The organism is Streptomyces sp. CC53, assembly GCF_001865245.1.
GTDB lineage: Bacteria > Actinomycetota > Actinomycetes > Streptomycetales > Streptomycetaceae > Streptomyces.
In genome coordinates this window covers 40,167-41,704 of sequence record NZ_MKXB01000023.1, presented here as the reverse complement: position 1 = coordinate 41,704, position 1,538 = coordinate 40,167, and the positions used below count along the sequence as shown (strand labels likewise).

At 69.1% G+C, this 1,538-nt stretch carries 2 protein-coding genes; both read left to right on the top strand.

Annotated features, from left to right (window positions below; all coding sequences use genetic code 11):
- Positions 1-257 precede the first annotated feature (257 nt).
- Positions 258-896 carry a hypothetical protein gene (locus tag BJP40_RS33870; protein ID WP_177204280.1) on the top strand — a complete coding sequence of 213 codons (639 nt, stop codon included), beginning with the start codon at positions 258-260 and terminating at the stop codon, positions 894-896.
- Between the two features lie 9 nt (positions 897-905).
- On the top strand, positions 906-1,538 hold a 633-nt coding region (locus tag BJP40_RS02095), incomplete at its 3' end, for a carbonic anhydrase (RefSeq protein ID WP_071278135.1).

The following is a 1,538-nucleotide window of genomic DNA, read 5'->3' as shown; positions in this document are numbered from 1 at the left end:
ACCCGGACCCGAAACCAGCGCAAGACACCGAAACACAAACAACAAGCCCGAAACACGAGCGAGGGACCCGTGGCCCACCCACTGAGTGGGTGGGCCACGGACCCCTCACACAAAGAACCCACCTACGCCGACAGCAGATCCACAGACCGCTCGAGACCATCCTCCCGCGCCCAGCCACCGGCCAAAGCCGAGGCACCGCACCCGTCGGCGGCACCCATCAACCGACTACAAGCGAAGGCAGCCGAAACCAACGTCATATGGTGATGCCAACCGGGAAACGACCGGCCCTCAAAGTCCCGCAGGCCGAAACCCCGCTCAAGCAACCCAACCGCCTCGCCAACCGCCACCACCCGATCCGCATACCGCACCACCTCACCAACCGGCCGATCCACCATGCTGGTAAGCCACAACCGACCCGGACGCCGGACCCGGACACCAGACCCAACAAACAACCGCAACGGCCCCAACCACCGCCCCTCCCCCACAAACCCCAACCCCACCAACCGATCACGCACCAACCCCCCCACCACACACCCCCCTACCTGGTCCACATCCACACCAAGGGCGGTGGCCGCCCGGAGGACAAGGAGTGGGAGTGGATCGTGAACGCGTTCGGCGAGCAGGGACCCGAGCTCGCCGAGCAGCTCGCGGCCACGGTACGGGCCTGGGACCAGCGCGTCCGCGCTGACGACAACGACCAGCACGCCGACCCGATCCTGACCGTCCACCCTGCCGGTTCACCCGATGGCCTGCTGCCCGCCGGGGGACGTCCTGGACAAGGCGTCGTCGCTCCGCCCGTGCCCGCCAGGATGACGGCCAGGCCGCATCCCGCATCCGACCTGTTCACGGCAGAGCGTGCGGTGCGGGGCGGTGCAACGACGGGTACCGACTCGTAGGCTGCTGCCATGACCGAGAAGATCCAGACGCCGACGCCCCGTGACGCCTTCGAGCTGCTCATGGCCGGCAACAAGCGCTTCGTCTCCGGTGCCGCCGAGCACCCCAACCAGGACGCGGCCCGCCGCACCGAGACCGCACCTGCCCAACAGCCCTTCGCCGTCCTGTTCGGCTGCTCCGACTCCCGGCTGGCCGCCGAGATCATCTTCGACCGCGGCCTGGGCGACCTGTTTGTGGTGCGCACCGCCGGCCACGTCGCCGGAACAGAAGTGCTCGGTTCCCTTGAGTTCGGGGTGGCGGTTCTCCATGCACCGTTGGTCGTCGTCCTCGGCCACGACTCTTGCGGCGCTGTTGCCGCGGCGTGTTCCGCCTTGGAGGACGGGCAGACGCCGGGCGGTTTCGTCCGGGACGTCGTCGAGCGGGTAACCCCGAGCGTGCTGGCCGCCCGAGCCGCCGGCCGCGAGAACGCAGAGGAGATCCTGGCCGAGCACATCGAGCACACCGTGGACCTGCTGCTTGAGCGTTCCCGCGTCCTGGCCGAGCGGGTAGCAGACGGCCGCCTCGGCGTGGTCGGCCTGTCCTACCGACTGGCCGACGGCAGTGCACAGCTCGTCGCCGCCCGCGGCCTCGACGCGGCGCTCTCC